At 38.3% G+C, this 25,348-nt stretch carries 33 protein-coding genes and 1 pseudogene; 30 read left to right on the top strand and 4 right to left on the bottom strand.

What is annotated here, in order from left to right:
- Positions 1–116 precede the first annotated feature (116 nt).
- Positions 117–887 carry a nitroreductase family protein gene (locus LBYS_RS05455; protein WP_229310466.1) on the top strand — a complete coding sequence of 257 codons (771 nt, stop codon included), beginning with the start codon at positions 117–119 and terminating at the stop codon, positions 885–887.
- A gap of 1 nt (position 888) precedes the next feature.
- Positions 889–1,011, top strand: coding sequence for a GNAT family N-acetyltransferase (locus tag LBYS_RS19430; RefSeq protein WP_013407872.1), 123 nt, complete (start codon positions 889–891; stop codon positions 1,009–1,011).
- A gap of 183 nt (positions 1,012–1,194) precedes the next feature.
- Here the strand turns inward: LBYS_RS19430 and LBYS_RS18200 are convergent, their stop codons facing one another.
- On the bottom strand, positions 1,195–2,094 hold the full coding sequence (locus tag LBYS_RS18200) for a DDE-type integrase/transposase/recombinase (RefSeq protein WP_049781326.1): 900 nt from the start codon (positions 2,092–2,094) through the stop codon (positions 1,195–1,197).
- Positions 2,091–2,399 (bottom strand): transposase, encoded by a 309-nt coding sequence (locus LBYS_RS05440; RefSeq protein WP_013407870.1) that lies wholly within the window; start codon positions 2,397–2,399, stop codon positions 2,091–2,093. Before LBYS_RS05440 ends, LBYS_RS18200 begins: the two co-directional genes overlap by 4 nt.
- Positions 2,400–2,530: 131 nt before the next feature.
- On the opposite strand from LBYS_RS05440, the gene LBYS_RS05435 reads away from it, so the two are divergent.
- From LBYS_RS05435 to LBYS_RS05395, 8 genes and pseudogenes are all read left to right on the top strand, one after another.
- Positions 2,531–2,821: a TonB-dependent receptor gene (locus LBYS_RS05435; protein WP_013407869.1), complete on the top strand. Its 291-nt coding sequence runs from the start codon at positions 2,531–2,533 to the stop codon at positions 2,819–2,821.
- 105 nt (positions 2,822–2,926) lie between these two features.
- Complete coding sequence (locus tag LBYS_RS05430; RefSeq protein WP_041823456.1) at positions 2,927–3,673, top strand: hypothetical protein; 747 nt, start codon at positions 2,927–2,929, stop codon at positions 3,671–3,673.
- A complete protein-coding gene (locus tag LBYS_RS05425; protein ID WP_041823455.1) occupies positions 3,594–4,106 on the top strand; it encodes an SGNH/GDSL hydrolase family protein in 513 nt (170 codons plus the stop codon). Before LBYS_RS05430 ends, LBYS_RS05425 begins: the two co-directional genes overlap by 80 nt.
- 24 nt (positions 4,107–4,130) lie before the next feature.
- Entirely contained in the window at positions 4,131–6,251 is a 2,121-nt protein-coding gene (locus LBYS_RS05420) for a hypothetical protein (RefSeq protein ID WP_013407868.1), read from the top strand.
- A gap of 30 nt (positions 6,252–6,281) precedes the next feature.
- Positions 6,282–7,238 carry a hypothetical protein gene (locus LBYS_RS05415; RefSeq protein ID WP_013407867.1) on the top strand — a complete coding sequence of 319 codons (957 nt, stop codon included), beginning with the start codon at positions 6,282–6,284 and terminating at the stop codon, positions 7,236–7,238.
- A 448-nt stretch (positions 7,239–7,686) separates the two neighbouring features.
- A pseudogene (locus LBYS_RS19925) lies at positions 7,687–8,843 on the top strand (IS3 family transposase).
- 371 nt (positions 8,844–9,214) lie between these two features.
- Complete coding sequence (locus LBYS_RS05400) at positions 9,215–10,432, top strand: site-specific integrase (protein WP_013407866.1); 1,218 nt, start codon at positions 9,215–9,217, stop codon at positions 10,430–10,432.
- A gap of 41 nt (positions 10,433–10,473) precedes the next feature.
- Positions 10,474–10,980, top strand: coding sequence for a nucleoside deaminase (locus LBYS_RS05395; protein WP_013407865.1), 507 nt, complete (start codon positions 10,474–10,476; stop codon positions 10,978–10,980).
- Between the two features lie 32 nt (positions 10,981–11,012).
- On the opposite strand, the gene pdxR is transcribed toward LBYS_RS05395, so the two are convergent.
- Positions 11,013–12,434, bottom strand: coding sequence for a MocR-like pyridoxine biosynthesis transcription factor PdxR (gene pdxR / locus LBYS_RS05390; protein ID WP_013407864.1), 1,422 nt, complete (start codon positions 12,432–12,434; stop codon positions 11,013–11,015).
- A gap of 99 nt (positions 12,435–12,533) precedes the next feature.
- Between pdxR and LBYS_RS05385 the strand changes: the two genes are divergently transcribed.
- The 7 genes from LBYS_RS05385 to LBYS_RS05355 all read left to right on the top strand — a co-directional run bounded on the left by LBYS_RS05385 (position 12,534) and on the right by LBYS_RS05355 (position 16,801).
- Complete coding sequence (locus LBYS_RS05385; RefSeq protein ID WP_013407863.1) at positions 12,534–13,034, top strand: cupin domain-containing protein; 501 nt, start codon at positions 12,534–12,536, stop codon at positions 13,032–13,034.
- Between the two features lie 21 nt (positions 13,035–13,055).
- A complete protein-coding gene (locus tag LBYS_RS05380) occupies positions 13,056–13,955 on the top strand; it encodes a dihydrodipicolinate synthase family protein (RefSeq protein ID WP_013407862.1) in 900 nt (299 codons plus the stop codon).
- A gap of 20 nt (positions 13,956–13,975) precedes the next feature.
- A complete protein-coding gene (locus LBYS_RS05375; protein ID WP_013407861.1) occupies positions 13,976–14,206 on the top strand; it encodes a thioredoxin in 231 nt (76 codons plus the stop codon).
- Between the two features lie 88 nt (positions 14,207–14,294).
- Positions 14,295–14,627 (top strand): 2Fe-2S iron-sulfur cluster-binding protein, encoded by a 333-nt coding sequence (locus tag LBYS_RS05370; protein WP_041823454.1) that lies wholly within the window; start codon positions 14,295–14,297, stop codon positions 14,625–14,627.
- 130 nt (positions 14,628–14,757) lie between these two features.
- Complete coding sequence (locus LBYS_RS05365; protein WP_013407860.1) at positions 14,758–15,204, top strand: GNAT family N-acetyltransferase; 447 nt, start codon at positions 14,758–14,760, stop codon at positions 15,202–15,204.
- Between the two features lie 139 nt (positions 15,205–15,343).
- The gene (locus LBYS_RS05360; protein ID WP_013407859.1) at positions 15,344–16,078 is read left to right on the top strand and encodes a YggS family pyridoxal phosphate-dependent enzyme; all 735 of its coding nucleotides are present in this window, start codon (positions 15,344–15,346) and stop codon (positions 16,076–16,078) included.
- Between the two features lie 3 nt (positions 16,079–16,081).
- Entirely contained in the window at positions 16,082–16,801 is a 720-nt protein-coding gene (locus LBYS_RS05355) for a type 1 glutamine amidotransferase (RefSeq protein WP_013407858.1), read from the top strand.
- Here the strand turns inward: LBYS_RS05355 and LBYS_RS05350 are convergent.
- Positions 16,785–18,194, bottom strand: a complete 1,410-nt coding sequence (locus LBYS_RS05350; protein WP_013407857.1) for an aminotransferase-like domain-containing protein — start codon at positions 18,192–18,194, stop codon at positions 16,785–16,787. The genes LBYS_RS05355 and LBYS_RS05350 overlap by 17 nt on opposite strands.
- Before the next feature lie 95 nt (positions 18,195–18,289).
- On the opposite strand from LBYS_RS05350, the gene LBYS_RS05345 reads away from it, so the two are divergent.
- Genes LBYS_RS05345 through LBYS_RS05285 form a run of 13 tightly spaced genes read left to right on the top strand, consistent with a single transcriptional unit; the run spans position 18,290 to position 25,345 of the window.
- Positions 18,290–19,198, top strand: a complete 909-nt coding sequence (locus tag LBYS_RS05345) for an EamA family transporter (RefSeq protein WP_222836542.1) — start codon at positions 18,290–18,292, stop codon at positions 19,196–19,198.
- Positions 19,195–19,704: a GNAT family N-acetyltransferase gene (locus tag LBYS_RS05340; protein ID WP_013407855.1), complete on the top strand. Its 510-nt coding sequence runs from the start codon at positions 19,195–19,197 to the stop codon at positions 19,702–19,704. The genes LBYS_RS05345 and LBYS_RS05340 overlap by 4 nt, the downstream gene beginning before the upstream one ends.
- Entirely contained in the window at positions 19,701–20,174 is a 474-nt protein-coding gene (locus LBYS_RS05335) for a GNAT family N-acetyltransferase (RefSeq protein WP_013407854.1), read from the top strand. Before LBYS_RS05340 ends, LBYS_RS05335 begins: the two co-directional genes overlap by 4 nt.
- Positions 20,175–20,187: 13 nt before the next feature.
- The gene (locus LBYS_RS05330; protein WP_013407853.1) at positions 20,188–21,234 is read left to right on the top strand and encodes a branched-chain amino acid aminotransferase; all 1,047 of its coding nucleotides are present in this window, start codon (positions 20,188–20,190) and stop codon (positions 21,232–21,234) included.
- A gap of 10 nt (positions 21,235–21,244) precedes the next feature.
- Complete coding sequence (locus tag LBYS_RS05325) at positions 21,245–21,778, top strand: YfiT family bacillithiol transferase (RefSeq protein WP_013407852.1); 534 nt, start codon at positions 21,245–21,247, stop codon at positions 21,776–21,778.
- On the top strand, positions 21,715–22,209 hold the full coding sequence (locus LBYS_RS05320) for a GNAT family N-acetyltransferase (protein ID WP_229310465.1): 495 nt from the start codon (positions 21,715–21,717) through the stop codon (positions 22,207–22,209). Before LBYS_RS05325 ends, LBYS_RS05320 begins: the two co-directional genes overlap by 64 nt.
- A 3-nt stretch (positions 22,210–22,212) precedes the next feature.
- Positions 22,213–22,659, top strand: coding sequence for a PaaI family thioesterase (locus LBYS_RS05315; protein WP_013407850.1), 447 nt, complete (start codon positions 22,213–22,215; stop codon positions 22,657–22,659).
- A gap of 3 nt (positions 22,660–22,662) precedes the next feature.
- The gene (locus LBYS_RS05310; RefSeq protein WP_013407849.1) at positions 22,663–23,016 is read left to right on the top strand and encodes a DUF6176 family protein; all 354 of its coding nucleotides are present in this window, start codon (positions 22,663–22,665) and stop codon (positions 23,014–23,016) included.
- Between the two features lie 15 nt (positions 23,017–23,031).
- On the top strand, positions 23,032–23,535 hold the full coding sequence (locus LBYS_RS05305) for a DinB family protein (protein WP_013407848.1): 504 nt from the start codon (positions 23,032–23,034) through the stop codon (positions 23,533–23,535).
- Positions 23,536–23,541: 6 nt separating this feature from the next.
- On the top strand, positions 23,542–23,892 hold the full coding sequence (locus LBYS_RS05300; protein ID WP_013407847.1) for a nuclear transport factor 2 family protein: 351 nt from the start codon (positions 23,542–23,544) through the stop codon (positions 23,890–23,892).
- Positions 23,892–24,431 (top strand): AAA family ATPase, encoded by a 540-nt coding sequence (locus LBYS_RS05295; protein ID WP_013407846.1) that lies wholly within the window; start codon positions 23,892–23,894, stop codon positions 24,429–24,431. Before LBYS_RS05300 ends, LBYS_RS05295 begins: the two co-directional genes overlap by 1 nt.
- A gap of 4 nt (positions 24,432–24,435) precedes the next feature.
- Positions 24,436–24,987: a DUF1572 family protein gene (locus LBYS_RS05290; protein ID WP_013407845.1), complete on the top strand. Its 552-nt coding sequence runs from the start codon at positions 24,436–24,438 to the stop codon at positions 24,985–24,987.
- 13 nt (positions 24,988–25,000) lie between these two features.
- Complete coding sequence (locus LBYS_RS05285) at positions 25,001–25,345, top strand: cupin domain-containing protein (RefSeq protein ID WP_013407844.1); 345 nt, start codon at positions 25,001–25,003, stop codon at positions 25,343–25,345.
- Positions 25,346–25,348: the final 3 nt, after the last annotated feature.

Genomic DNA, 25,348 nt, shown 5'->3' with positions numbered 1-25,348 from the left:
GTGTCCACGCCGTCTGATAAAAGGTAAATTTTTGGCGACCAAACAACTTTTGGCGGTTAGGCACGATATGGGATTTTTGAAATAAAAATTTGGCTAAAATTCATTTCTGCCATAAAGTGTTCAAAATTAAGCGTAATTTGGTGGATGTCTTGCAAAGTACTATGACGGTTGAGGAAGCAATTTTATACAGAAGATCTACAAGGGAATTTGACGCTGAAAAGGAGATCTCCACTGAGAAGGTAAAACGATGTTTGGAGCTAGCGAGTTTAGCACCGAATAGCAGTAATATGCAATTATGGGAATTCTATCATGTAACAGATAAAGAAACCATGAAATCTCTTACACGTGCTTGTTTGGATCAGAATTCCATGAAGACGGCAAAGGAAGTGGTGGTTTTTGTGACAAGACAGGATTTGTTTTACCGGCGGAGCAAGGAAATGCTAAAGCTGGAGTACGAGGACATAGAAAGATATTCTCCGGAAGACAGGAAAGAGCCTAGAAGAAAGAACAGGAAGCGATATTACGGATTTTTGATGCCCTTCTTATATGCAAGATTCGTAGGATTACTTGGGGTACTACGGAAAATTATAGCGTCAGTAGTAGGTTTGTTCCAACCCATGACCAGGGAGGTTTCAGAAGAGGAAATCTATGCTGTAGTGCATAAATCTTGTGCCTTAGCCGCACAAAACTTTATGATAGCCATGGCCGGGCAAGGGTATGATACTTGTCCTTTAGAGGGTTTTGATAGTAAAATGGTCAAAAAGATCCTGGACCTTCCTTACGGCTCAAGTGTCAATATGATCATTCCTTGTGGAATCCGGACGGAGGCAGGTGTTCGTAGGACCCAATTAAGAGTGCCGTTTGAAGAAGTATATAAAAGAATTTGAAATGCAACCTACACTTACTCAAGGGGAATTACTGATTCGTCCACTACGTGAAGATGATTTCGATGCCCTTTGGGCTATATCTTCAGATCCCCTTTTATGGGAACAGCATCCTTCAAACACTTGAAGGATTTAAGGTTTGGTTCAATGAAGCAGGGAATGCTTTGGTAATAGTATGGCAAGGGAAGACGGTTGGAACCAGCAGATATAAGCCCTGGGGCCCCGGAATAGTGGAAATCGGTTGGACGTTTCTTGACCGTGAATATTGGTGTCTTAAACGCAAATACTTGGACAGTTTATTTACTTTATTTTACCACGTAGGGTCTATTTCTACTTGTATTGATTCGAGGAATTTTCGAGGAGACATATATTGTAAACCTCCATGTATTCTTTCGAAGTTATAAAATTTTTTCCATCTATGCATCACTTGTTTGAAATCTTGCAAATCTTCAAACTCAAATCTCTGACAAACAGCACTCTCTAAGATTGAATGATAGGACTCAATATGTGCATTCTGTTGCGGAGTAGCAGGCTTCGTAAATTCCTGATTAACTCCTTTTTGTCTTAAATATTCCTGAACTATTGTTGCTTCAAATTGAGAACCATTATCATTTCTTACGATAAATTGCTTAGGCATAGGATAAGTTTCAAAAATTTGCTCAAAAAGTCTAATTACATCTTCTGATTTAATAGAATTTGCGATGTATTGTCCAAGTTGCCATCTTGAAAAAACATCTAAAACGGTCAAGACTTGTGCATTTGAGCGTGTTCCTTGGATATAAACATACTTAATGTCAAATTCAAGGAAACTAAATTCGTTTTGTACATTAGGGACGAGGTCTTTTACCCAATTTCGGCTAGTTCTTTTGGTATTATTGCGTTGAAATTTCAGTAAATTATGCTCTTTCATGAGTTTGTAGGTTCTATAAGCACCTATCTTTAACCCCTTTTCTTGGTTTAAATAGCGATAGGTTTTATAATAACCGTAATCCACAAATTCTCCCTCCAAAAGTTTCTTGGTTTCTTGCAAAACATACTCCAAATCATGCCTGTTGTTTTCTAAATCATAGACAAACTGAGAGATCTTTTTACCGGGTTTTGTGCCAGTAGATGTATAATAATAGCTACTTCTAGCTAACCCTACATGCTTCAACACTATTGATTTTGGCTTCCCTTGCTCTAAAAACTCGTCAACAACCATGATTTTCATTTCTTTAGGGATTGACTTTTTTTTAAAAGGGAATCTTTAATCTGAATAGCTAACTCTTTTTCGGCCACGATCCGTTTAAGAGCTTCGTTTTCTCGACGCAATTGTTTTAACTCACGCTCAGAATCTGACATCGACCCTGGAGGTAAACCTGTCTTACCCAGTTGGTCAAACTTCTCTTTCCAACTATAAATACTTACAGACGACACCCCAAATTCCCTTGAAGCAACACTAACCCCATGCTCAATTGAGTAAAGTACTATCTTCTCCTTTTCTTCTGAAGACCACGTTTTCCTATGCTTTGACATACACAAATCTAATTAATTATTAACTTAGTTTTGTGTCCAAGTTTTTATCGAGCTATTGGGACAACATAATAATTTGCTTTTACACTTTAAAGGCCATAAATTTATAATTCACTTTATAGTGATTTATAAGAATGTACATTATTAAAGTAAATCCGTTATGTTTTTTAGTGCTAGCTTTTGTAGCTAGGTTTTCGTGTGGTAAAGTTTCTGGTGAGCATTATACCTTGGAAGGACTTCTGATTAATCAGGATCGGAAAGCTCCGGAATATATCCATGATAAACTCCTCAGTACTGATGGTCTTTCATTGGATCAATCCACAACCGGTAACACAGGTGTTCTGGATTTTGCTGTATTGGAAGGCGATTACGCACTGAAGCTTGGGCAATTAGGTAAAGAGCTGCTGCAAAAAATCTGGCCTTAGCAGATGCATAAACTTAAAAATATATAGATTATGAACAAAATTTTTCTTTCGCTCACTTTCACTGTTAGCCTATTTTTTAACAGTTCTCATGCTTAAACTCCTGACTTGGGAAAGCTTACTAATGCCAATGGCTCTTCACCGGTTTATGTAGCTGTCGGCTCTACTTTGTCGGCGGGAGTACGTGATGGTGGCGTCTATACGGTAGCACAACAGACTTCGTTTCCAGCTTTAATTGCACAACAAATGGGTATCAAAGATTTTAGACAACCTCTGCTCGAAGGAAATGGAACTGGGAGAAAGACAGTTGCCATCAGCAAAGAGGGCCTGCTGTATTATGACGAAATTAAAGATTTTGATGATGCAGATAGAAATAGCAAACTACCCAAAGTTACCACCAATGTAGACAACCTTGCCATACCCCATCTCAAGGTGTTAAGTCTGGCTCTTTCGGAAAAAGATACGGAAAACGACTGGCTTCCGACTTTTAGCAAAAGAGAATTTAACCATTTAGATAGGTTCCTTGAGAGCGGTAGCGAAAAAAACCATAACTATTATGAAGTTCTTGAAACCCGCTTAAAGCAAGTGGATTTTTTCACTTATGAACTTGGTATGCAGGATTTTATAGAACTGTTTAATAGCGGGACCTACCTGCAGGACATTAGTTTCTTAACCTATGACAGAGAAGGCTATTTCCCGGAGGATAAAATTTTAAAATTGCTTATAAAAAAGGGGAGCGAAGGGTATCATGGCCAATGTACCGGAAGTTTTCAATTTGCCCTACTACAATACCTACAGTTATCATCAACTGCAAAAGCACTTTGGATCAGAGTTTTTTATCCAACGATACAATAAAAATGATGTTAGGATAGCACAGGAAGGAGATCGTTTTCTACCATCGGAACGTCTTTACGAAATACTGGAGGGTAGCAGCTCTCAGGGATTAAGTGTTGATAATCCAATTCTGGATGAAGATGTAATAGGAGTAGAAGAACGCTGGACAGTGAGGATTTATAATGAATGGTTGAAAAAATTGGCCCAACAAAATAATCTGCCTTTAGTCGACCTATATACGCTTTATGAAAAGATCCGAGAGGGTAAATATGTCACTGATGATGGTGTAGTGGTAGATCCTAAGTACCCCAACGGAAATTTCTTTTCAGCTGACGGCCTTACTCCTTCTTCATTTGGACATGCAGTAATCGCCAATGAATTTATTAAGGTAATTAATTCATCGTACCAATCTAATATTCCCCTAATTAATACTAGGGCCTATTTGACTAAATAATTTCAACACTAATAGTTTAAAGACATGAAACAAGCCATAATACTTTTTGTTTTTTTGATAGCAGCGACATCAAATACATATTCGCAAGACATTTCATTTCCTATAGACAGGGCAGTTTTTCAGAGAAGTTCAAATTCGGCCGCAGCTACTGCCACAGTTACATTTGCGGGAGAATTTACGGAAAATGCAAGCGGATCTGGAACAACAAATAATTCAACTTACGAAATAAGAAGGTTGCGAATTGATGGGGTAGATTTAGGAGCTTATATTAGCCCAACAACATTTAGTGGTTCACAGAAGACCAGAATAGGTACAAGTGTTGGCTATACCTTTTATTTCACATTAAATGTGCCAACCGGTTGGTATCAGTTAAATGTAAAAAATGGTTCAAATAGTGTTGTTAAGTCAATAAAGTTTGGAGTAGGAGAAGTATTTGTTATAGCAGGGCAAAGCAATGCTCAAGGGTACGGGGCAACAGGCTTTGGATATTCAGCGGTTAATAATACTTATGATTGTATCGGTTCTCTTAAAAATGTTCAAAATATAGGCTATTGGGGCGGAGGTGTGGGATATGTATCCGACTATGTTAATCTGGAGCGTCCAGTTTTTGGCCTACTTCGATATACAACAGATATTGCCAATCCCGCTAATAATAATCCATGGATCGGTCCTAATAGCACTAGGACATGGTATTACCTTTGGTTGGGCGAGAGACTGGCTAAAACTCATAGTGCTTCGCCTCTTAGCACAACTAATGGTAATTATACTACTCAACCTCCAGTTCCAATTATGTTTTATAATGCGGCAATAGCAGGAACAAGTATCAACAATTGGGAGGGGTCTATGAAAAAAACCAAAGGATTCTTTAATAGCACCTATACAAATCCTTTAAATAATTCCAATAATCCATATTCTATTCCAAACTTTACAGACTATCCTTCAAATACTCCCTGGGACTCTAATAATGAGTATGATATACTATTTACAGTGTTTAAAAACGTTCTTAGCTTTTATGGAGGAATGTTTGGTGTGAGGACAGTCATTTGGCATCAGGGAGAGGCTGAAACAAAAACATTGTCAAATTTACATAATGCCGGTGTTTATAGTTGGCAAGGACCCGTCCCCACTGGTTATAACGTAAAGGATTACGGGACTAAATTAAAAGCTATAATTGACGAATCCAGAGTAATATTACCCAATTTAAAATGGACTATTTTTAGAACCTCTTTAATTGCTGAAGAATTATCATCTTCCGGTACACTACATGAAAACATAGTCAATAATCACTATTACCTCTACCCACCTTCTCAAAGCTGGTTATATTCGTGGACAGGAACAGCTCCTACAAGCCCGGTGCAAATTGGGAGTAACGATGTGAATGCAAATGTTATTAAACAACAGGAGAATTTACAGGCAAGTAATTCTTCCTATATTTCGCTGGCAGAAGATACAGATAATTACGCATCTTCTGTTGGATTTATGGGCCGCCAAGCTGATGCAACGCATTTTAATGGAACCGCACTTTACTGGATTGGGCTAGGTCTCTTTGCGTCATCGCCCTCCTCTGATGCACTAACCAAAGCACCTGTGTTACCTACCCCTATTCCTAAACCTATCATTACCGGCTCTTCAGGAAGTTATACAGTAAGTTTACAAGCTCCATCAGGTGTTTCCTATGTTAGTCATCAATGGCATGCAAATACTTCCAGCAACTTCAATCAAGCTGCTTCAAATAGTACCCCCAACTTTACAATGAACTATAGCAATAATTCGTTTACCGGATATGTAAAAGACAACACCGGTAGAATTTCAATTATTCCTTACGGACATATTATAGGTGTTTCCGGAGCAAGAGTAAGTAATGAGTCAACTATGACTATATTCCCTAATCCCATTGCTGCCAATGAGGATTTAAGCATTGAATATGAGGTATTAGATGAATCTTTAGAAGATGTCGTTTTGGAAGTAGTTAATGATAATGGTAAGGTTTTATACACTGAAACCTTAAAGAAAACAAAATCCGGGGAAAACAAATGGATTATCAAACGCAATTTATTAGGCAAAACAAGTGATTTTGATTTTTTGTATGTCAGAATCACTGATGGAGAAAAGGTCAGTACTAAAAAACTTATTATACTTCATTAATAACTTGGGGCAAGAAGCTCTCGCAAAATAATGAAAAAGCTTATCTTATTCTTTATTCCAATAGCTGTTTTAGCTGTAGTAAGCTGTAGCGAGAACAGTAGTACTGTACCAGAACCTACGGAGCCTATTTCAAGGGAAGACAGCATAAAAATTACCCTGCTTAAACCAAGTCCAACCAAAGAGCCCTACATCCTACTGGAAGACGCAGGGCTTGAGGCAGAACTAATTGCCCAAGGTATGGATACGGATAATCAAATGAATGGGAAAATATCTGTAGAAGACGCTGACAGAATAGAAATTTTGGGCAAGCCGGTCTCTTTGGCAGTTAATTCTGAGGAGGTAAAATATTATGGGCCAATATATAACAGGTATTTTGAAGTAATGCCTATCTTAAAAAAGGAATACAAAGAAAAAACCGGAACTGAGCTTATAGTAAAGAAACTGAGTGATGTAAATGCATTTAAAAATCTGAAAAAGCTTTATGTTGTTTTTCCCACAGAAAAGATTGATTCTTTAAACTTATCGGCAAACAACCGCTTAGAAGTATTTGAAACCTATGATACCCGAATAAAAGTCGTCGATTTTAACGGCTGTGAGCAAATAAAAAAGATAAATTTTACTCGCAGTCCTCATCCTCTAATGAATACTAATCTCCTGGATAAAATTTATATTTCACAATGCTCAAAATTAGAATATCTTAGCTATAATGGAGACACCAGAATTTTGGATATCTCGCAAAATACAAACTTGAAATACCTGCAAATTATAAATAGAGGAGATCTATATCAACTAGAGATTGAAAAACTGGACTTATGCAATCATCCGCGATTAGAATCCCTTTTTGTAAGTGTACAACATTATAAAAGTATTAATTTATCAAAGGACGTTTATGCTATTTATGAAAATAGTAAACAACAAAATACACCGAACGGTTTTTCTATTTTAGATGCTTCTACTGGTGGTGCAGAGATAAATGTTTGTAGATAATAGGTAATACTTGATTCATAAGGTTTTATGAGTACTCGTTTTCAAGATCAAGGGACATAAGCATTAGCAAAAATATAATGGGTCTAATCTGGCGGTTATGGTCGTGATTTTTAGTAGCCAGCAATTTTTACTATTGTCGCTACCATACATTTAATACTTAAAGGTGTGCCGCAGAAACTCCGTTATTACAGTCATACGAGCATATTCAACTGGACATAAAATTGTGATGAATGTCTTTGAAGAAAATTACCCCAAACGCTTAGAGACCTATTTCAAAGCCTGCCTATTCCAGCTCTCTTTTTTATAAGATTGGTCATAAGGCTGTCCGTAGGCATGAAACAATTCGACCGGCGAGGGGTGGGAGTGTAACCCTCCCCATTTTGTAACCCTCCCCAAAAATAGGACAAGTTAAAACGCAACAATAAAGGTTTACATTTAACTTGTAACAATGAAAAAGAGTAAGCACTCAGAACATCAGATTGTGAAAGTACTCGGAGAGTACGAGAACGGTCGTAAGGTAGAAGACATCTGCCGGGAATTAAATATTCACAAAGCCACTTTCCATAACTGGAAGAAGAAGTATTCAGGGATGAGTGGGACGGATCTGGCAGAACTAAAATCTCTTCAACAGGAGAATGCCAGATTAAAGAAGATGTATGCTGATCTGGCCCTGGATCATGCCGTTCTCAAGGACGTACTATCAAAAAAGTTTTAGGGCCTTTTGAAAAGCGAGTGGTGGTGAATTATATCGTAAACGAGTATGGCATGAGCATTCAAAAGGCCTGTAAGATCATGGATTTAAGTCGTTCCGTTTATTACTATTCTTCTGTAAAAGACGATACAGAAGTAAGAGGAAAGCTACTAGGTCTAGCCGAAAATCATCCGAAGGAGGGTCAGGATAAGATGTATCAAAGGATACGGAATCAGGGCCTTAAATGAAATTACAAGCGTGTCCGCAGGATTTACCTTCTATTGGGTCTAAACCTTCGTCAAAAGACTCGGAAGAGGCTTCCTGCACGTGTTAAAGTACCGTTGATTCAGCCGGAAGGTATCAATCATACCTGGAGCATAGACTTCATGCATGATGTTCTTGGCAATGGCCGGAAGATCAGAATTTTGAATATCATCGATGATTATAACCGGGAAGCTCTGACCGTAGAGGCTCATTTCAGTATACAGTCGAACATGGTAGTTCAAAGTCTGGAGGATCTAATCGCATATAGAGGTAAGCCTACCCAAATCAGAGTTGATAACGGCCCTGAATTTGTTGCAAATGTGTTGGCTGACTGGTGTAGAGAGAATGACATCAGACTCCTTTATATCCAGCCCGGAAAGCCCTTTCAGAATGGATATATTGAACGTTTTAACCGAACTTTTAGAGCATCTATACTGGACGCCTATGTGTTTGAAAATATCCATCAGGTCAGAATCCTGGCAGAAGAATTTATGAAGGATTATAATACCCAAAGACCGCATGAATCGCTAGGAGGATTCACCCCGGAAAAGTTTAAAAATTTGAGCACTTCATTTCCAGCAGGGGGAGCTAGCTCCCCCTGCTGGAAGAACAATAAATCAATATCTTTGTTTAATTATACTATGTCCTAAAAAGGGGAGGGTTACACTGGCGCTTGGCGAAGAAGCGGATTTCGAAGCACTAAACTGTCTGCCAGCACTGAACTTGATACGAAGCAGGAAACCTCATTTAAGCACTGAACCCGCTTTTTTGCCAATACAATGTTATTAAAAGTATTAAATCATATGTCGCCTTTTGCATTCAAATACATAATTATCAATAAGTTATAAAGTAAGAAAGAACAAAATAATGCAGTAAAAAGCAACTAAATGTTAGATTTGTTGTACCAAATGTTGTATCTTTGTATCAGGTTGCACCGCTTTAAAATAGCTGATTTATAAAGAGTTTCATTGGTTTGCACCCGATTGCTTTTTTTAGTACAACAAATATAATACTTTATTTTATGGCTTCGATAAAATTAGTACTTCGGACAAACCAAGAAGACAAAACAGGGCACAGCCCTTTGTACCTGCGTGTTATAAAAGACCGCAATGCCAAATTTGTAGCAACAGGTGTAAAGCTGAAACGTACCGAATGGGACGATGATAAGCAGAAGATAAAGAAGAGCCACGCCAATAGTGCGAGAATGAACGCCTTTCTTGCTCAAAAGATTGCCGATGCAGAGGGAACAGTTGCAGACCACGAACGCAAAAGAAAATCCGTATCAGCCCGTAAACTCAAAGAAGCAATAAAGGGTAAGGATATGGCAAACTTCTTTGAATATGCTTACAACCGTTGCGAGCGTATCAAAGGAACGGTATCGGTTGCCACTTACAGAAATTACAAACAGTATGTAGCCAAATTTGAAAAATTTATCGGACACAGGGAAATATACTTTGATGATATTACCGTTACGATGTTAAAGGATTACATCAATCATATGTCCAACAATTTGAAGAACGGACCAACTACGGTACATTATTCTTTGTTGATTTTATCCGTAATGTTTCGTGATGCTCAAAGGGAAGATATTATAGGCGAACATATTTATCCATTCTCAAAAGTTCGTGTCAAACGTGATAAAGGAAAACGTTTATTTCTGAACAAAGAGCAGGTAGAAAAGCTACGCAATTTTAAAATCGAATACACAGGAAAGGACGAAGTATTTAGGGATATGTTCATTTTTTCGGTGTATGCAGGTGGCTTGCGTTTTAGTGATGTAGTAAGCTTGAAATGGGAACATTACAACAAGAAAGAGCAACGCATTACAAAGACCATTCGCAAAACAGGAAGAAACCACAATTTTAAAATCGGTCAGATTGCAATTGACATTTTAAACAAATACAAAACCGAAATTTCATTACCGAGTGATTTTGTTTTTCCAATAATTGAAGATGTAGAAAGGTTTGATGCCGATACCGATTATCAGGCGTATATCATCAATGCAAAAAATATTCTATGCGGTCAGAAATTGCGTAGATTAGGTAAGGATATGGAATTACCGTTTACTTTATCGTTCCATTTGAGCCGTCATACATTCGCTACAAATGCCCTTAATAATGGTATGCGGATAGAATATGTTTCAAAGCTGTTAGATCATTCAGACATTGGTATTACGCAGATTTACGCCAAAGTGATTAGCGAGGAATTGGATAAAGCAGTAGATATGTACATTAATTAACAAGATAGATTGAATAAATTTGCCATTCAAATGATGAAACAATGAATGAAAAAATCGACCCAGACTATAATCCAAATTTTATGTTGAAAGCAATTGAGCTTTCAGAAATTGCATACAAAAGTGGCAAAGGGCTTCCTATTGGTTGCGTGATTGTCAGAAATGGGGAAATTATCGGAGAGGGACATAATGAAATATTTGAGCGGGTCAATCCTACATCACACGGCGAAATGGTTGCTATTGAAAGGGCTTGCAGGAACATCAATAGTCTTCAATTGTCTGAATGTCAAATGTACACTACGCTAGAGCCCTGCCCTATGTGTTTAGGTGCTATTTATTGGGCAAAAATCAATAAAGTGTACTTTGCAAATACCAACGCCGATGCTTCTAAAGTTGGATTTGATGACACATTTATATTTGATGAATTGCGAAAAAATGCCAACGAACGTAAGATTAATTTCTTATACGTTCCCGATAAAAGTGCAATGACCATTTTGGAAGAATGGAAATCCAAAGACTTAGCATCTGCCCAGCCGTGGAATGATAAGTAATGCTAATCAATCTTGGTAATCCAATCTGAAGATCATAACATTTTTGCTAATGCCATAATCCCTTCTTCCAAATCCTTTTCAGAAAGCGAGCCATAGCCCAATCTAATACCGTTTATACACTCATTAAAGCTATACGTATCGGGCGAAATGATTTTAATGCCCTTGTTTTCTAGTTTCTTGGAAATCTGTAGCCAATCCATTTTCTTATTAGGAACGACCCAAAATGCCAAACCGCCTTCCGGAATGGTATATGTAGCTTTGTCTTTAAGGTGTTTTTTCAGCAGGTTAGTTGCCAAATCTCTTTTGGCTCTATAGTAATTTGTTGCTTTTTTGATATGTCTTTTAATTATGCCGTCTTTAATTAGTTGCAAAACAGCCTGTTCCATGATGCTATCGCCCTGTACATCAATAATTTTTCGTAAACTGCCTACCTTTTCAATCAAAGTGATGTCGTTGCTTGCCAAATAGCCGATACGTAGAGCAGGTGCAACCACTTTGCTCATTGTTCCAATGTAAACGTAGTTTTTTAGTTCTGTAAAGCTCGACAAAGGCAATACCGGGCGATACCCGAAATGAAACTCATTATCGTAATCATCTTCTATAATCGTGAAACCATATTTGTTGGAAAGTTTCATCAGTTCCAGTCTTCTTTTTAAACTCAACGTTACTGTAGTTGGATATTGATGATGAGGTGTAACATAAATTGCCTTTATTTTTTTACCGGATTTCAGATAAGTTATCACATCGTCGATCAGCAATCCGTCCTTGTCCACACTTACAGGTAACAGTTTTGCCCCTGCATATTCAAATGCTTTCCATGCGGGTTTGTATCCCGGGTTCTCTATCATCACATAATCCCCTTTGGTAAACAGACATTGAGCGGTCAGATACATGGCCATTTGACTCCCCCGAGTGATACATATATTTTGTTCGTTTATCTGCATCCCTCTTTGATGATTGAGCATCTGAACAATGGCTTTTCTAAATTCAAGATCACCATATTCATTGCCATAACCCATCATCTGCCATCTTGCTTTTTGGTTGAAAATTTGACGGTAAGCCCTTGCCAGTTCGGTAATAGGTGCAATTTTACTGTCTGGATGCCCGTCATCAAACTGTAAATGATAATGCTTACTCTTTATACTATCTGAGCTTGCAGTTATTTGCTGGTTATATTGCACCTCTTTAAAACCAGGTAATGTATCGGCAACAAATGTACCCTGTCTTTCTTTGGAAACTAGCCAACCTTCAATCAGCAAGACATTAAGGGCTTCTACAACAGTGTTCCGATTGACTTTTAAAAGTTGGGCAAGATTTCTGCTCCCCGGTAAAGCGTCGCCGGTCTTTAGCCTACCCGAATGGATATCTTTGATAAGGGCATCGGCAATTTGCAGATAAATGGCTTTATCTGATTTTTCATCTAATTGTATTTCAAACTTCCAATCTCTTAACATCTGGACTATCTGTTTTTATAAAAACTGTATCACTTTGACAGTCCAAAGATACAATACTTTTGTAGTGCAATAATGCAACAGAACTATAAAAAATCAGTTATGTCAAAATTAGAAACAGCAGAAGCCGTAAAGAAATCAATCCACGCTGAGCAAAAGCAATTCAGCTCAAAAGATTTTCATCAGACCTTTGCCAGGCCAACCTACGTAAAGCCTTCTCACGTTATTCACAAGAACGTTGAAAATGCAGGTGTACACAACCAATTTTCGGAGGAAAGAAAACACCCGGTGTTCTTCGTTGACCTGCCTAGTAAAAATGTAAGTATGACCATCGGTGGTCTATTGCCCGGACAAAAAACACACCTGCACCGCCACACCTATGAAACCGTTTTGTATGTACTCGAAGGTAAGGGTTGGACAAAAGTAGAAGATGAAATCGTAGAATGGGAAGCAGGTGATGCAGTTTACATTCCGTCCTGGGCATGGCATCAGCACCAGAATTTGAGCGACAGCGAACCGGCCAAATACATCGCTTGCGAAAATGCTCCGCAACTTCAAAACCTTGGCGTAGCATTACGTGAAGAAGAGGGCAGAGATTTTTAACCTATAAAATAAGATTACAAAATGAATAACGTACCATTTAAAGGTGTGATTGCCTATCCGATTACACCCTTTGACGACAATGAGCAGATAGATATTCCCTTATTCAAAAAACAAGTGGAACGGTTGGTCACCACCGGTGTCCACGGTATTGCTCCACTAGGAAGTACAGGTGTAATGCCTTACCTGAATGATACCGAAAAAGAAGCTGTAACCGAAGCGACAATGCAACAGGTGGCTGGCAGAGTACCTACATTGGTAGGTGTTTCAAACCTTACAACCGAGCGAACCGTTTATCACGCAAAATTTGCTGAAAAAGCAGGTGCTACAGCCGTAATGATCATCCCGATGAGTTATTGGAAACTAACCGATGATGAAATTGTGAAACACTATGATACAGTAGCCTCCAAAATCGCTATTCCTATTATGGCGTACAACAATCCGGCTACAGGTGGTGTGGATATGTCACCTGCATTGCTGAAGCGTTTACTGGAAATCCCGAATGTAACGATGATAAAGGAAAGTACAGGCGATATCCAGCGTATGCACTACCTGAGAAAGGAATTGGGCGAAGAGGTCGCATTTTTCAATGGCTCCAATCCGCTGGCATTAGCCGCATTTTCTGCCGGAGCAAGAGGCTGGTGTACAGCTGCTCCCAATCTGATACCCGAGCTGAATTTGGCACTCTATGCTGCTATACAGGAAAACAATTTGGAGAAAGCAAGAAACGTATTCTACAAACAAGTTAATCTCTTGAAATTCATTGTAGCCAAAGGATTGCCACGTTCCATTAAAGCAGGTCTGGATTTGTTGGGGGTAGGCGGTGGAGGTTTTAAAAGTCCCATTCAGCCACTTAGTCAAAATGAAATAGCGGAACTGGATTGCATACTTTCCGCCATAGAAAACGAAGTTTATCAAAGTTAAATCGCTAAAAACAAAGCAAAATGACAAAAGCAATTTTTTATCACGCAGGGTGCCCTATATGTGTAAGTGCAGAACAGGATATTTTAAGTTTCATTCCAGAGAACCAAGTAGAAGTAATTCATTTGGGAGAAGATAAAGCCAAAGTAAAGGATGCAGAAGTGGCAGGTGTGCAATCTGTTCCGGCGTTGGTGCTATCTAACGGAAATGTATTACACATCAATTTTGGGGCTTCGATTGAAGACTTGAAATAACCACCCTTCAAAAGCCCGGAAGCAATAAGAAACTTTCGGGCTTTCATAAATATTTTTTTAGTAACCAGTTTAAAACAAGCGAATAAATATGCCTCTTAAAGAAGAAACTCAACTTGCTGAAATTCAAGATGGGCAATCGGAAAATGTGGAAGTAACATTGACATTGCAGGGTGATACAAAACACATCCAGTGGGACAAACAAATTCCCCTACTTGACGCACTGCTTAAAGCAGGGATTGAAGCACCATATTCTTGTTGCAGAGGTACATGTGGCACTTGCGTGTGCAAATTAGAAGAGGGCGAAGTACATTTAAAGCGGAATTTTATTTTATCTGAAGCCCATATTCAGCAAGGTTTGATTTTAGCTTGCGTTTCTGTATCTGTAAGTGACCACATTAAAATAAACTATGACGAGTTTTGATTTACATGGAGATAATCACAGGGTTTGATGATTATAGACCATCCTCCTGGGCCATCATTTTATCTAAAAACTGTACCATTAGGCTCGTCCTGTGATCCGATACTTTTGTTTCATCAATAAGATTCATAAAATGGAGTTCAATATTAAGAAAGCAAGTCTGAAAGAATTAGACACAACAGCAGAATTATTTAACCTTTATCGCATTTTTTATCGTCAATCAGACGATTTAGAAAAATGTAAACAATTTATCAAAGAACGATTAGACAACGACCAATCGAATATTTTTGTCGTGTACGCAGACGGCAAACCGGTGGGGTTTGTCCAGTTGTATAAACTCTATCATTACATTAAATTACAAAAACAGTGGTTGTTGAGCGATTTGTTTGTGCATCCTGATTACAGGGGACACGGGCTTTCGGTAGCATTAATAGACAGAGCAAAGCAATGGTGTGATGAAACAGGAGCCTGCGGATTGATGCTTGAGACCGAAAAGACAAACTATATCGGTAACAAACTCTATCCTCGTTGCGGTTTTGAGTATGACGGCAACCACAATTATTACTATTGGTGGAAGTAACGGACAAGGTGGACTAAATTGGTTCGCCTTGTTATAAAAAATGGTCGGGTGGCGAGTGGTTAGACAAGGGTATGCAACACCTTTCACAGTAGTTCAAATCCATTTCCGACCTCAAAATATTCCAAGAAAACATCAACGTATGAAAGAAGAAATCTTGCGAAATATGGCAGTCATACAAGAACGGATAAACAATGCCTGCAAGGAAAGTAACAGAAATCCGGATGAGGTCAAATTGCTATTAGCAACCAAAACCGTACCTGCCGAACGTATCAAAATTGCATTGCAAGCAGGACATACACTGATAGCAGAAAATAAAGTCCAGGAACTCAAAGAGAAATATGAAGCATTGAAAGGTGTTTCACATACCAATCATTTCATTGGACATTTGCAAACCAATAAAATCAAAGAGGTTTTAAAATATGATGTTTCCTGTATTCAATCGCTTGACCGTATAGACTTGGCAGAAAAGTTACAGCAACGTTTGGAGTATGAAGATAAAACCATAGATGTACTTGTACAGGTCAATACGTCCAATGAAGAAAGTAAATTCGGGGTGCATCCCGATAATGCCATAGCTTTGGTTCAGCAGATTGCCCGATTAGACAGGCTAAAAATAAAAGGATTGATGACCATTGGTTTATTCAGTGCTGAAACTGAGAAAGTGAGACAATGCTTTAAATTATTGAAAAATATTCAACAAGAAATTATCGCATTGAACATTCCTGATATACAAATGAAAGAATTGTCAATGGGAATGAGTGGCGATTTGGAAACAGCCATAGAGGAAGGCGCAACCATCATAAGGGTAGGTACAGCTATTTTCGGACAGCGCATTTATCCTGATAGTTATTATTGGAATGAACAAAAAGCATAAACAATGAATGTACATTATTTTCAACACGTCCCATTTGAGGGATTGGGACACATTGAGACTTGGTTAAAAGAGAATCATCATCATATTTCAGCTACAAAATTTTTTGAAAGAGATTTTCTATTGCCTGATATTTCAAAGATAGATGCGTTGATTGTAATGGGTGGCCCGATGGGCGTGTATGATGAAACACAATTCCCTTGGTTGAAACAAGAAAAAGCATTTATAAAATCGTGTATCCAATCCGGTAAAAATGTGTTGGGAATTTGCTTAGGTGCTCAATTGATTGCCGATTGTTTGGGGGCAAAAGTAGTTTCGGCAAAGAACAAAGAAATCGGGTGGTTTCCTGTTTTTCCTACAGAGGAATGTAAGCAAATCGCTTGGTTTTATGAACTGTTCAAACATAATCCGGTTGTATTCCATTGGCACGGAGACCAGTTTGAAATTCCCCAAGACAGCACTCTGAATTTACTGTATTCGGGAGCCAATATCAATCAGGCATTTTATTACAATCAACATATCATCGGCTTACAATTTCATTTAGAAGTAACTATAGGAAGTTTAATGCAAATGACCGAAAACGGGAAAGATGAATTTTTATATAACCTACCCTATGTACAAAGTGAAAATGAATTATTGAACAACAACAACCATATTGCTCAATGCAACAGACTGATGGATACAATTCTTTCAAATTGGATAAACGCGATTAAATCAACCCTTTAGCAATTCTTCCCAACTGTTTCAGCTTGTCATCTATCTGTTCCGACCAGCATTGCCCGTAGCTTAACCGCATACAGTTGTTAAACTGGTTTTGCAATGAAAACATCCTGCCCGGAGCAATGCTTATTTTTTGACGGATAGCCCGGTCGTATAATTCCGCAGTATCGATTCGTTTGTCCAATTCTACCCAAAGCATAAATCCGCCTTGCGGACGGCTGATTTTAGTCCCGTCCGGAAAGTACTCGGCAATAGCCCTGGCAAATTGCAGACTATTAGCGTGTAGTTCGCTTCTTAATTTTCTAAGATGATGTTCATACCTGCCTTTTTCAAGGAAGTTGGCAATAGCTTCCTGTGTGATGGTTGTAGAAGAAACCGTATGAATGAGTTTCTGATGAACGATTTTATCTTTGAACTTTCCCGGTGCTAACCAGCCCACACGATAACCCGGAGCTAATGTTTTGGAAACAGAACCGCTCCAAAGTACTAACCCCTCTTCATCAAATGCCTTACAAGGTTTAGGGCGACTGTTCCCAAAATACACATCGCCATACAAATCATCTTCTATGAGCGGAATACCTCGCTCCGAAAGCATCTTTACCACTTCCTTTTTATGGTCATCGGGCATACAGCTTCCCAACGGATTGTTGAAATTAGAAACCAGCATACACACTTTTATTTGGGGTAATGTTTTTTTCAAAGCATCGGGTTCAATGCCTGTAACCGGATGTGTCGGCAGCTCAATGACATTTAATCCCAAACTTTTAGCCAACTGCAATATGCCGAAATAAACAGGACTTTCCACAGCTATCGTATCGCCTTTCTGCGTAAGTGCCATCAACCCGAATGAAATAGCATTCATAGCCCCGGCAGTCGTAACAATATCATCTTCACTTAAATTTCCGTTCCAGGTATAATTCAATCGGGCAATATCCCTGCGAAGTTTTCGGTTGCCTTGTATTTCTTCATACTCAGTACCGCTTCCTGTGAGATTACGCATCGCATTGACCAACTCTTTGTTGAGTTTTGCAATAGGCAATAATTCGTTTTCGGGAACACCCAAAGAAAGCCGGGTAACGTCATTATTGCTTAACGTTGCATATACTTTGGAAATCAGTGTTTCTACACTTTCAGGTTTTGCCCGATTAGCAGGCTTACTCACGGAAGGGACAGACAAATTGGAAGGCTTGTAATTCACATAATAGCCGGACTGTGGTCGGGAAACAATCAGACCGTTGGCTTCCAACTCCAAGTACGCTTGTATGGCTGTGTTCATACTCACACCATATTCTTTATGCAGCGTACGTAATGACGGCATCTTATCACCTGTTTTCAGTGTGCCGTTTTTGATTTGTTCCGTAAGAACCGTTGCTATTCTTTGATATAAAACTTCTTTCATTGCACTTCATACTGTATCCTACAAAATTACAAAAATTGTATCTGTAACCATACGTTTTTTCTTCCTTATTTTGCATTATAATTTATCAGATGGCTATGGATAATAATAAAAACAGTCTGGCTTACGGAGCACTTTTCATTGTTTGTATCGTTTGGGGAACGACCTATTTCGCTATCCGTATTGGGGTGGAAACCTTTCCGCCGTTTTTGTTTGCTGCTATTCGGCAGGTGGTTGCAGGCGGAGCTTTGCTCTTAGGATTAAAACTCACAGGGAGTTTGAATATGAATAAATCGGATTTCCTCTATCAATCTGTTCCGGGCGTTTTAATGGTGGCTTTGGGAAACGGTGTGATTGGTTGGTGCGAACGCTACATTTCAAGCGGACTGGCAGCATTGATATTATCACTCATTCCTGTTTTTGTGGTGGTCATCAGCTATTTGTTCGGGTTTGACAGGAGAAAACCACATTTATTAATTATCGTGGGATTGATATTAGGCTGTTTGGGTATTGTACTGATTTTTCGGGACAATCTAAAAGACCTTGCCAATCCTGCCTATTTTACGGGAATGTTAATAGCCTTCGGAGCTTGTCTGGCCTGGGCTTCGGGGAGTGTATTAGCAAAATACAAAATCCCGAACAGTAAGAACGTGTTACAAAATGCTGCATTGCAATTGTTTTCCGGAGGAATGGCCTTGTTTGTAATCAGTGCTTTTTTGGATGATTATTCAGAGTTAAAAACAGTAACGACATCCAGTATCTGGGCTTTGGTTTACCTGATTGTAGTGGGTTCCGTCATTGCGTATTCTGCTTTTGTGTATGCGCTGAAACATTTGCCGATAGGCATTTCTTCCCTGTATGCTTATATCAATCCGTTCATTGCCATTATGCTCGGATTTTTATTCCTGAATGAAAACCTAACCGGTATCACTTTATTGGCTTTGGTCGCTACTTTAAGCGGTGTGTATTGTGTCAATAGAGGTTATCAGAAAATGTCAAAGAAATGAGAATAGAGCAAACGGTTATAGCCGACATTCCAGAGGTGGAAAAAATATACAGCGAAGCAAGAGCCTATCAATTTCAGCAAAGCGGATACGGTTGGCCTGTTTTCAGTAAATCATTTATTGAAAATGAAATTACAGAGAAAAGGCACTTTAAAGTCTTAGACAAGGACGATGAAATGGCAGGTGTATTTTCCATCGTAAAGGCCGAACCTATTATTTGGAACGACAAGGACGGCAAGCAAGCCATTTATTTACACCGTATGGCGATACGCAATTCGTACAGAGGAAAAAATATAGCGAAGAAAGTAGTGGATTGGGCTATGGTTGAAGCGTGGAAAAATAAGAAGAAATTCATCCGGATAGATACCTGGGCAAACAATGATGCGTTGACCGGTTATTACCAAAAATTAGGATTTGAATGGATAGGTAAAAGGCAGTTGCCGCCACAGAGTGATTTGCCGGAACACTATAACAACATTGAGGTCAATTTATTTGAGATAAAATTATGAAAACGATAACCATAGAAAATTACCGTCCCGAATGGCAAATCTATTTTGAAAGATTAAACCGAGCGTGGATTGAAAAATATTTTGTGTTGGAAGATATTGATAAATACGTTTTGTCTAATCCTGAAGAAGCGATATTAAATGACGGAGGAAAAATTTTGTTTGCCGTTTATGGAGGTAAGGTAATCGGAACAGTCGCTTTGAAAAAAGTAAATAATGATACAATGGAATTGACCAAAATGGCAGTGGATGAAAATTATCAGGGCATCGGAGCCGGAAAAATGTTGTGTCAGGCTGCTATTGACAAGGCAAAAGATTTGGGCGTGAAGAAATTGCTGCTCTACACGCAATCCGCATTGAAACCTGCTTTGGGCATCTATAGAAAATTAGGTTTTACCGAAGTCGCAATTGAACAAGGCAAGTACAAGCGGGCAGATACTAAAATGGAAATGATTTTAAAAGATAACCATTAAATGAAGTAAAAAAATGATAAATATCCAAAAGTCTAAAAGAAGTATGAAATCGAATTTTAACTATGATGATTTTGTATTTGGCGTTCAGCCAACAGACCATATTTTACTATGTAATTACAAAGATGGCTCTTGGCAATCACCAAGCATAATGCCATATGCCGATATTAAAATGAGCCCGATGTCACTGTGTTTACATTACGGGCAAACCGTATTTGAAGGAATGAAAGCATTTCGTCAAGATAATGGTCAAGTTATCATATTTCGTCCTGATAAGCATTTTAGAAGATTTAATGCTTCATTGGAAAGAATGTGTATGCCTGCTGTTGAGCAAGATTTATTTATTGAAGGAATAAAAGAATTGGTTCGTCTGGAAGAGCATTGGCTTCCGGAAGAACAAGAAATAAACTTATACATACGCCCGTTTATGATTGCCACAGAACCTCGATTAGGAGTTAAAGTTTCGGATGAATATTTATTCTGCATAGTATGTACACCAATGGGATTATATTATTCTGAACCTGTACGTTTAAAAGTAGAAACAGAATTTGTACGTGCGGCAGAAGGCGGAGTAGGTTATGCCAAATGCGGAGGAAATTACGGTGCTGCATTTTATCCGGCACAGCAAGCCAAAATACAGGGGTATGACCAGGTAATTTGGACAGATGCTAAAACTCACGAATATATTGAAGAAGCCGGCACAATGAATATTGCTATTGTAATAGACGATAGATTGATTACACCTAAGTTGAGTACTTCAATTCTTGACGGAGTTACCAGAAGTTCAATTATACAAATTGCAAAAGATTTGGGAATGATTGTCGAAGAAAGGAAAGTACAACTTCAAGAGCTTATTGATGAATTTCAATCCGGCAAAAAAATAGAAATATTTGGTGTGGGCACAGCTGCGGTTATCTCACCTGTTAAGTGTATAAATATCTTGGGAACAGAATATTATCCATATACCGCAAATGATGCAACAATGTTTAAACTGAAAAAGCAACTTAATGACATCAGAAAAGGGCGAAGTTCAGATAAATATAATTGGAACTGGTTTATATAAACATTAGAAAATGGAACAGATTAATCAATATCCGATTGGGAAATACAAAGAGCCGGAAGTAATTACCGAAGAAATGTGTATGTCATTCATTGATATGATTGCTTCATTCCCGAAAAATCTAAAATCAGCGGTAATGAGTTTAGACGATGAACAATTAAACACACCTTACAGGAAAGGAAGTTGGACTGTCAGGCAGGTTGTTCATCATTTAGCGGATAGCAATATCAATTGTTTTGCCCGCATTAAGTTTGCAATAACGGAAGATAATCCGACTATCAAATCGTTTGCAGAAGAAAAATGGGCGGAGTTGCCGGACGCGAAACATATATCCATTTTGCCATCATTGAGCATTTTAGCAGGCATTCACGAACGTTGGGCAATACTTTTAAAAGGTTTGGAAAAACAAGATTGGAACAGAACGTTCTTTCATCCGGATTTAAACAAAAGCCAAACGATTGCTGAAGCTATGGCAAAATACAGTTGGCATTGCAGTCATCATTTGGCACAAATCAAAAACCTGAAAAATCAAATGCAATGGAAATAAGCAATCAGGTGATTGAAATAAAAACTGGCTTTGAAAATATGGATATTAATGCCGTCCATCAGTTTTTGAGTAAGGAAAGTTATTGGGCAAAAGGTATTCCATTGGAAACTGTAAAAACGGCATTGCAAAATTCATTTTGTATTGGGCTATTTGAAGATGAAAAACAGATTGGCTTTGCCCGATTGGTAACGGACTATGCCACTTTCGGCTATTTGGCGGATGTGTATGTTTTGAAGGAATACAGAGGTAAGGGATTATCAAAAATGATGATAAAATACATAATGGAATTGGATTTTGCAGGAAGTTTGAGAAGGATATTATTGGCAACCTTAGATGCTCATTTGCTTTACAGCCAATTTGGATTTCAACTTCCTGAGAATCCGGAGCGATTGATGGAAATAAAAAGAAATAATCTTTATGAAGATGTTTAGGCTATGAACGATGAAAGAAAAACACGACTATTGGAAAGTTTCGGGCGTTCCAAAATAATGCAATTATTCGGTGCGGAAGTAACCGGAATGGACGAAGGTTATTTTGAAATCACTGTTCCCAAACAGGATTTTATGGCTCGTCCGGCAGGAATGTTCAACGGCAGTACCATTGCTTCATTGGTAGATGTTTCCTCGGGCTATGCCGGAGCGTCAGCTAAACCGGAAGACAGCTATTTTACAACAGTTGAGCTGAAAGTAAACTACCTAAATCCTGCCATTGGTGAACAACTTGTGGCTAAAGCACAGGTTATCAAAAACGGAAAAGTTTTGACTGTGGTCCGTTCAGACGTATTTGCAGTTAGTGCCGAAGGTAAGGAAACATTAGCAGCAACTTCATTGGTTACACTGATGCAGTTATCAAAAAAATCACCCGACAAACAAATAGATTAGGCAATGGAAAGAAAGCTCTTCAAATACCGTATTCTACCCGAAAAAGTTGAGCAGTTACATCAATGGATGCAAACGCTTAACAGTAGAAAAGAAGAATTATTGCAAACCATTGAACACGAAAAAGTCTATATCGAAAACATTTTTCTTTCGGAAGAAGAAGGCTTTCATTGGCTGTATTTCTATATGCTGGCAGACGATATTGAATTTGCTTTGGAACAGTATGCCAAAGGCATTTTTGAGATAGACCGAATTCATCTTGGTTTTGCTAAAGAATGTATAGACTTCGATTATACAGCACCCGATTTTAAAGAAATGGTTTATATCTCTCGGCAAACCGATAGAATTATAAATGATTAAAAGGAAAGGATAAGTATGGAAATAACCAATATGGAAAATTTTCTGGAGTACTATGGAAAAATCAGGCAACGCACCAATCGCCTGATTGCCGTTATTCCACCGAAATATATGGATTGGGCATACAAGCCCGGCAAATTTACCATTGCTGACCAGATAAGACACATTGCAGCCATTGAGCGGTATATGTTTGCCGAAACTATTTTAGGAAATTCCTGTACTTACAATGGGTGTGGGAAAGAACTTGCAGACGGGTACGATAATGTAATCCATTATTTCAACGAGAAACACGAAGAAGCATTAGCCATTTTCAAAAGTCTGAGTAATGAAGATTTACAACGCAAATGCCTGACACCCGGCAATGCTCCAATTACCGTCTGGAAGTGGCTTCGGGCAATGACCGAACACGAAATTCACCACAGAGCACAGCTTTATATTTACCTGAACCTATTGGACGTAAAAACACCGCCAATGTTTGGATTGAGTTCAGAAGAAATTATTCAAAACAATCACTCAAAATAAAAGGATATGAATACAGACTTTGCAAAGGAATGGCTTGAGGCCTGGAACAGCCACGATTTGGATAAAATTATGGAACATTACAGCGAAAACATTGATTTTGTTTCGCCCATTATCCAGCAAATGGGAATAAACGCAGAAGGTAAAATTTCCAATAAAAGTGATTTAAAGGATTACTTTTCAAAAGCCCTGCAAAAATACCCCGACCTGCACTTTGAATTGTACCACGAACTCAAAGGAGCTAATTCAACCGTATTGTTTTACAGAAGTGTCAATAATTCCTTTTCGGCAGAATATATGGAATTGAATAATGAAGGAAAAGTAAGTAAAGTAAGAGCACATTATAAGTTTGAAAAATAATGAAAAACTTATTCGTTATAACCGGTGGCCCCGGAGCAGGAAAAACAACCTTATTAAATGCTCTGTCAGCAAATGGATATAAAACTATTCCGGAAGCTGCCAGAACGATTATCCGCGAAGAAACAGCACTAAACGGTGATGCTTTGCCTTGGAAAAACAAACAACTTTATACCGATAAAATGATAGCCGCATCCCTTTTAGATTACAACAGAGCAAAAGCAAGCCAGTCATATGAAGTTTGCTTTTTCGACCGAGGTATTTTGGCTGCTGTCTGTTATGCGGATATGATTGGCTATGTACTTTCAACGGAAACCATAGAAAAAGTATTGAATTGCTCATATTATCCTAAGGTATTTATCCTGCCACCCTGGAAAGAAATTTATCAAACAGATAATGAACGAAAACAGGATTGGCAGGAGGCAGTACACACCTATTTCCAAATGAAAAGTACTTATGAAAAGCACGGTTATGAAGTCATAAACGTGCCGATTGGTAATATCAATGAAAGAAAAGAATTTGTATTAACCCAAATAAGATAGAGAAATGGACAGTTATTTAGAAAATATCAAAAAGCAATTCCTGTATTACAAAATGCTTGGAGAAAAAGCAATGGAACAATTACAGGAAGAACAATTATTCTGGCAGTATAGCGGGGAAAGCAATAGCATCGCTATTCTGGTCAATCACATTGCTGGAAATATGCTATCCAGGTTTACCGAATTTCTGACCACAGACGGAGAAAAGCCCTGGCGAAACCGTGATGCGGAATTTACCAATCCGTTTCAGAGTAAATCGGAATTGATGGAACATTGGAATAAAGGTTGGAATTGTCTGTTGGATACATTAGGAAATTTAACGGATAACGATTTAGAGAAAATTATTTATATCCGAAATGACGGCCATACCGTTACCGAGGCGATTAACAGGCAATTAGCTCATTATCCTTATCATATCGGACAAATGGTTTTCATAGCCAAAATGCTGAAAAATGAAGATTGGAGAACTTTGTCCATAGCAAGAAACAAATCAGCAGATTACAACAGCCGCAAGTTTTCGCAGGATAAAGACAGACGGCATTATACAGATGATTTATAAAAAAGAAAGTGATATGATTATCAATACAAAGAATACAAAATATTATCAATGGGGTAATAATTGTCAGGCGTGGACTTTTATACAATCTGAAAACGTTATTGTCAAAGAAGAATTAATGCCACCACATACGGAGGAACAGCTTCATTTTCATAATGAAACAGAGCAGTTTTTTTATATTCTTGATGGCAAAGCTTCATTCTTATTGGAGAGTGAAAAAATTTCTTTATTAAAAAACGAAGGGATTAAAATTTCCGCTAAGCAAATACACAAAATTGGAAATGAAACTTCTGAAGACTTGCGGTTTTTAGTGATGTCTTTTCCCGGAAATAGCAATGACAGAGTTAATATCCAACATTGAACT

The sequence above is a fragment of the Leadbetterella byssophila DSM 17132 genome (assembly GCF_000166395.1).
GTDB classification, from domain to species: domain Bacteria; phylum Bacteroidota; class Bacteroidia; order Cytophagales; family Spirosomataceae; genus Leadbetterella; species Leadbetterella byssophila.
This window is presented reverse-complemented; position numbering and strand designations above follow the sequence as displayed.

Bases quoted from the DNA above. Each gene is read 5' to 3' on its own strand.
- LBYS_RS05380 (WP_013407862.1), top strand. From the start codon at position 13,056: ATGAATAACGTACCATTTAAAGGTGTGATTGCCTATCCGATTACACCC.
- LBYS_RS05330 (WP_013407853.1), top strand. From the start codon at position 20,188: ATGATAAATATCCAAAAGTCTAAAAGAAGTATGAAATCGAATTTTAAC.
- LBYS_RS05305 (WP_013407848.1), top strand. From the start codon at position 23,032: ATGGAAATAACCAATATGGAAAATTTTCTGGAGTACTATGGAAAAATC.
- LBYS_RS05440 (WP_013407870.1), bottom strand. From the start codon at position 2,399: ATGTCAAAGCATAGGAAAACGTGGTCTTCAGAAGAAAAGGAGAAGATA.
- LBYS_RS05375 (WP_013407861.1), top strand. From the start codon at position 13,976: ATGACAAAAGCAATTTTTTATCACGCAGGGTGCCCTATATGTGTAAGT.
- LBYS_RS05360 (WP_013407859.1), top strand. From the start codon at position 15,344: ATGAAAGAAGAAATCTTGCGAAATATGGCAGTCATACAAGAACGGATA.
- LBYS_RS05340 (WP_013407855.1), top strand. From the start codon at position 19,195: ATGAGAATAGAGCAAACGGTTATAGCCGACATTCCAGAGGTGGAAAAA.
- LBYS_RS05310 (WP_013407849.1), top strand. From the start codon at position 22,663: ATGGAAAGAAAGCTCTTCAAATACCGTATTCTACCCGAAAAAGTTGAG.
- LBYS_RS05385 (WP_013407863.1), top strand. From the start codon at position 12,534: ATGTCAAAATTAGAAACAGCAGAAGCCGTAAAGAAATCAATCCACGCT.
- LBYS_RS05285 (WP_013407844.1), top strand. From the start codon at position 25,001: ATGATTATCAATACAAAGAATACAAAATATTATCAATGGGGTAATAAT.
- pdxR (WP_013407864.1), bottom strand. From the start codon at position 12,434: ATGTTAAGAGATTGGAAGTTTGAAATACAATTAGATGAAAAATCAGAT.
- LBYS_RS05395 (WP_013407865.1), top strand. From the start codon at position 10,474: ATGAATGAAAAAATCGACCCAGACTATAATCCAAATTTTATGTTGAAA.
- LBYS_RS05345 (WP_222836542.1), top strand. From the start codon at position 18,290: ATGGATAATAATAAAAACAGTCTGGCTTACGGAGCACTTTTCATTGTT.
- LBYS_RS05365 (WP_013407860.1), top strand. From the start codon at position 14,758: ATGGAGTTCAATATTAAGAAAGCAAGTCTGAAAGAATTAGACACAACA.
- LBYS_RS05370 (WP_041823454.1), top strand. From the start codon at position 14,295: ATGCCTCTTAAAGAAGAAACTCAACTTGCTGAAATTCAAGATGGGCAA.
- LBYS_RS05435 (WP_013407869.1), top strand. From the start codon at position 2,531: ATGTACATTATTAAAGTAAATCCGTTATGTTTTTTAGTGCTAGCTTTT.
- LBYS_RS18200 (WP_049781326.1), bottom strand. From the start codon at position 2,094: ATGAAAATCATGGTTGTTGACGAGTTTTTAGAGCAAGGGAAGCCAAAA.
- LBYS_RS05350 (WP_013407857.1), bottom strand. From the start codon at position 18,194: ATGAAAGAAGTTTTATATCAAAGAATAGCAACGGTTCTTACGGAACAA.
- LBYS_RS05335 (WP_013407854.1), top strand. From the start codon at position 19,701: ATGAAAACGATAACCATAGAAAATTACCGTCCCGAATGGCAAATCTAT.
- LBYS_RS05315 (WP_013407850.1), top strand. From the start codon at position 22,213: ATGAACGATGAAAGAAAAACACGACTATTGGAAAGTTTCGGGCGTTCC.
- LBYS_RS05325 (WP_013407852.1), top strand. From the start codon at position 21,245: ATGGAACAGATTAATCAATATCCGATTGGGAAATACAAAGAGCCGGAA.
- LBYS_RS05355 (WP_013407858.1), top strand. From the start codon at position 16,082: ATGAATGTACATTATTTTCAACACGTCCCATTTGAGGGATTGGGACAC.
- LBYS_RS05295 (WP_013407846.1), top strand. From the start codon at position 23,892: ATGAAAAACTTATTCGTTATAACCGGTGGCCCCGGAGCAGGAAAAACA.
- LBYS_RS05420 (WP_013407868.1), top strand. From the start codon at position 4,131: ATGAAACAAGCCATAATACTTTTTGTTTTTTTGATAGCAGCGACATCA.
- LBYS_RS05400 (WP_013407866.1), top strand. From the start codon at position 9,215: ATGGCTTCGATAAAATTAGTACTTCGGACAAACCAAGAAGACAAAACA.
- LBYS_RS05300 (WP_013407847.1), top strand. From the start codon at position 23,542: ATGAATACAGACTTTGCAAAGGAATGGCTTGAGGCCTGGAACAGCCAC.
- LBYS_RS05415 (WP_013407867.1), top strand. From the start codon at position 6,282: ATGAAAAAGCTTATCTTATTCTTTATTCCAATAGCTGTTTTAGCTGTA.
- LBYS_RS19430 (WP_013407872.1), top strand. From the start codon at position 889: ATGCAACCTACACTTACTCAAGGGGAATTACTGATTCGTCCACTACGT.
- LBYS_RS05290 (WP_013407845.1), top strand. From the start codon at position 24,436: ATGGACAGTTATTTAGAAAATATCAAAAAGCAATTCCTGTATTACAAA.